This window comes from Phenylobacterium sp., from assembly GCF_035276905.1.
Taxonomy (GTDB): Bacteria; Pseudomonadota; Alphaproteobacteria; order Caulobacterales; family Caulobacteraceae; genus Phenylobacterium.
This window is the reverse complement of record NZ_DATELG010000080.1, coordinates 1-4,154: the sequence shown is the minus strand read 5'-3', so window position 1 is coordinate 4,154 and position 4,154 is coordinate 1. Positions and strand designations below refer to the sequence as shown.

The following is a 4,154-nucleotide window of genomic DNA, read 5'->3' as shown; positions in this document are numbered from 1 at the left end:
CGCTCGGCGGCCGGCGTTGCGCCGACGATGACGATGTTGGGGGTCAGTTTTCCCTGGGCCCGGAAGCGGGCGACCACCTGGAACCAGCAGGCGTGCAGGCCGCTGACGGCCGCGACCAGGCCTGCGGCCCAAACCAGGGTCGGCGTCCAGGCAGCCTGCGGACGCAGCAGGACGCCGAGCGCCAGCGCGGCGATGAGGCCGGCGGAGACGGTCGTCGCGGCGGTGACGAGGTGACGCCAGCCCGTCTCCTGGCGGCAGAAGGCGTAGCCACGGAAGCCGGCGAGGAAGGTCCAGGCGAGCAGGGCGCCGGCCATCGCCTCGGGACGCTCCCAGCCGCGGAAGGCCTGGAAGGCCACGGCGGCGCTCAGCAGCATGGCGGCGTCGGCGGCCATGAAGGCGCGGGCGAGCAGCTTGCCCGACATCCGATCCCGTGGGCTGGTCAGCTGCGCCGGGCGCATCGGACCGCGCCGGTCGACCTGGGTCTCGGCGGGCTGCCGGGGGGTGAAATTGCCGTCGGGCATGCGGATGTCCTCTCGCTGCCGAAAGGCTAGGCGAGCAGGCTGAGCATTCTCTTAAATAGCGGCGCCTCGGCGCGAGAATATCTGAGCTTTTTGCCTCGGTATTCTGTAATTTGGTCAACGGCGGTTAAGGTTAAATCCTGGGTGGATCTGCCTCTCACTTCCGTGCATCCCGGTTTTGGTTCGATCGCTCTATCGTGAGCCGGCTCAGCTTCGCAGCTTCGCCCCAACCGCCTTCTCGGCCGCGGCCACGATCTTGGCCGACAGGGCCTCGATCTCGGCGTCGGCCAGGGTCTTGTCGCGCGGCTGCACGGTGACCTCGACGGCGACGGACTTCGAGCCGTCAGGCACTCCTGGGCCCAGATAAACGTCGAAGACGCGGGCGTCGGCGATCAGCTGCTTGTCGGCGCCCAGGATCGGCCGCACCAGCTCGCCGGCCGCAACGTCGGCGCCCACCACGAAGGCGAAGTCGCGCGACAGCGGCATCAGGGGCGAGAGGTCGAGCGCCGGCCGGGTCTTCACCGTCTTCTTCTTCGGCTCCGGCAGGGCGTCGAGGTTGAGTTCGAAGGCGATGAGCGGGCCTTGCGCGTCCAAGGTCTTCAGCACCCGCGGATGCAACTCGCCGAACTCGGCCACGATGGTCTTGGGGCCGAGCTGCAGGCGCGCCGAGCGGCCGGGATGCCACCAGGCCGACGACTGGCCCTGCACCACCTGCAGGGCCGGCGCCCCAAGCTCCTCCAGCAGGAACATCAGGTCGGCCTTGAGCGCGAAGAGGGCGTCCGGCGCCTGGCCGTCCCAGCGCCGGCGCGCGCGCGGGGCGACGAGGGCGGCGATGGTGGTCACCTGGTCTTCCGGCTGGTCGCCGCGGAAGGCCGGGCCGATCTCGAAGAAGGCCACGTCCGGGAAGCCCTTGCGGGCGGCCCGCGCGGCGGCCTCGGCCAGGTTCGGCAGGATCGAGGGCCGCATGGTCGACAGGTCCGAGGCGATCGGATTGGCCAGCACCAGCTGCGGCTGGCCGCCGCCGAACGCCTCGGCCCAGTCCTGGCGCAGGAAGCTCCAGGTGATCGCCTCCTCGAAGCCGCGCGCCGCCAGCGCCCGGCGGGCGTTGCGCATGCGGACCTGGCGCTGGGTCAGCACCCCGCCCGGCGGAACCGCGACCTGCGGCAGCGCTTCGGCGGGCAGGGCCCCATAGCCCTCGATGCGGGCCACCTCCTCGACGAGGTCGGCCTTGCCCTCGACGTCGCGTCGCCAGGTCGGCGGGGTGACCTGGTCGCCCTCGACCTTGAAGCCGAGCTTGCCGAGGATCTCGTCGATGCGCGCCGCCGCCAGGTCGAGCCCGGAGAGCTTCTTCACATAGCCGCGGTCGAAGCTGATCGGCCCGGGCGGGGGCGGCGCCTCGCCGGCCACGCGGATTTCCGAGGCCTCGCCGCCGCCGAGCTTCTGGATCAGGTAGGTCGCCAGCTCCAGGCCGGGGACCACGCTCTGCGGATCGACCGTGCGGGCGAAGCGGTATTGGGCGTCGGAATTGATGCCGGTCAGCCGCCCGGTCTGGGCGGTGCGGATCGGGTCGAACCAGGCGCTTTCGATGAAGACGTCCGTGGTCTCGTTCGAACAGCCGGTGGACTCCCCGCCCATCACCCCGCCCAGGCCGATCGGCCGCTGGCCGTCGGCGTCGGCGATGACGCACATCTCGGACGTGATGTCGTAGGTCTTGCCGTCCAGGGCGATCAGCTGCTCGTCGGCGTGGGCCGCGTGCGTCGGGGCCTCGTGAGCGTGCGGCGGCGCCGGCCCGCGGCCGAGCCGGGCCTCGATCACCTGGCCGGACAGCTTGGCCATGTCATAGACGTGCAGCGGCCGCGCGCGGTCCAGGGTCAAGAGGTTGGTGATGTCCACCAGCATGTTGATGGGGCGCAGGCCGACGCCGGCGAGCCGCCGTTGCAGCCACTCCGGCGAGGGGCCGTTCTTCACGCCGCGGATCACGCGGCCGGCGAACACTGGGCAGGCCTCGCCGTCGACGCGGATCTCAATCGGGCAGGGGAAGGCGCCCGGCACGGTGACGCCCTCGTGCTGGATCAGCGCGCCAAGGCCGGTGGCGGCGAGGTCGCGGGCGATGCCCTGGACGGCCAGCCAGTCCGAGCGGTTCGGCGTCACCTCGAAGTCGATCACCGCTTCCAGGCCGAAGACCTCGGCCGCCGACGTGCCGACCGTCAGGTTGTCGTCGAGCTCCAGGATGCCCTCGCCGTCCTCGGCGATCTCCAGCTCCTTGGCCGAGCACATCATGCCGTTGGAGACCACGCCGCGGACCGGCTTGGTCTCGAGGGTCACGCCCAGGCCCGGCACATAGGCGCCGATCGGGGCGTAGATGGTGGTCAGCCCCGGCCGCGCATTGGGCGCGCCGCAGACGATCTCCTTGCGGCCGTCCCTGGTGTCGACCTGGCAGACGCGCAGCCGGTCGGCGTTCGGGTGCTGCACGGCCTCGACGATCTTGGCCACCGAGAAGGCGGCGAGCTTGGTCGCGGGATCCTCGACGTCCTCGACCTCGAGCCCGGCCATGGTCATGGCGGCCACCACCTCGTCGACGGTGGCGCTCGTGTCGAGATGCTCCTTGAGCCAGGAGAGGGTGAACTTCATCGGTCTCTCTCCGTCAGCTCAGGCCGGTGGCCGGGTTCGGCGCGGCGAAGGCCGAGAAGCCGTAGTGGGCGAGCCAGCGCGGGTCGGAGGCGAACATGTCGCGCAGGTCCGGCATGCCGTATTTCAGCATCGCCAGGCGGTCGACGCCGAGGCCGAAGGCGAAGCCCTGCCACGCGTCGGGATCGAGGCCGCAGTTGCGCAGCACGTTGGGGTGGACCATGCCGCCGCCGAGGATCTCCAGCCAGTCGGAGCCCTCGCCGATCTTCACCGCGCCGCCGGAACGGTCGCACTGGACGTCCATCTCGGCGCTGGGCTCGGTGAACGGGAAGTGGTGCGGGCGGAAGCGGGTGACGACCGCCTCGGTCTCGAAGAACCGCCGGGTGAAAGTGTCCAGCGTCCACTTCAGGTGGCCCATGTGGATGGCGCGGTCGATCACCAGGCCTTCCAGCTGGTGGAACATCGGCGTGTGGGTGGCGTCGCTGTCGGAGCGGTAGACCCGGCCGGGGATCACCACCCGGATCGGCGGCGCCCCATTCTCGCCAGGGGGGCCTTGGGCGATCCAGGACGGCAGCTTGCTGTTCGCCTGCTGCATCACCCGCACCTGCACCGGGCTGGTGTGGGTGCGCAAAAGCTTGCGCTCGCCGGTCGCGTCCTGCGGCAGCCAGAAGGTGTCGTGCATCTCCCGCGCGGGGTGCTTGGGCGGGAAGTTCAGCGCGGTGAAGTTGTGGAAGTCGTCCTCGATGTCGGGACCTTCCGCCACCGCGAAGCCCATCTCGGCGAAGACGGCGATCATCTCGTCCATGGCCTGCAGGGTTGGGTGGATGGAGCCCTTCCGACGCGGCGGAGCCGGAAGGGACAGGTCCAGCGTCTCGGCCTTCAGCCGGGCGTCGAGCGCGGCCGCTTCCAGCGCCTCCTTGCGCGCGGCGATCGCCTGGCCGATGCGGTCGCGCAGGCCGTTGATCAGCGGCCCCTTCTCCTGCCGCTCCTCCGGGCTCATCGAGCCCA

General features: G+C 70.7%; 2 protein-coding genes and 1 pseudogene. All 3 read right to left on the bottom strand.

Annotated features, from left to right (window positions below):
- A pseudogene (locus VJS38_RS03365) lies at positions 1–521 on the bottom strand (hypothetical protein); the annotation flags it as partial.
- A 204-nt stretch (positions 522–725) separates the two neighbouring features.
- Positions 726–3,149: a phenylalanine--tRNA ligase subunit beta gene (pheT, locus tag VJS38_RS03360; RefSeq protein ID WP_324086740.1), complete on the bottom strand. Its 2,424-nt coding sequence runs from the start codon at positions 3,147–3,149 to the stop codon at positions 726–728.
- 13 nt (positions 3,150–3,162) lie between these two features.
- Positions 3,163–4,154, bottom strand: a 992-nt coding sequence (pheS, locus tag VJS38_RS03355; protein ID WP_324086739.1) for a phenylalanine--tRNA ligase subunit alpha, incomplete at its 5' end; no start/stop codon positions are given.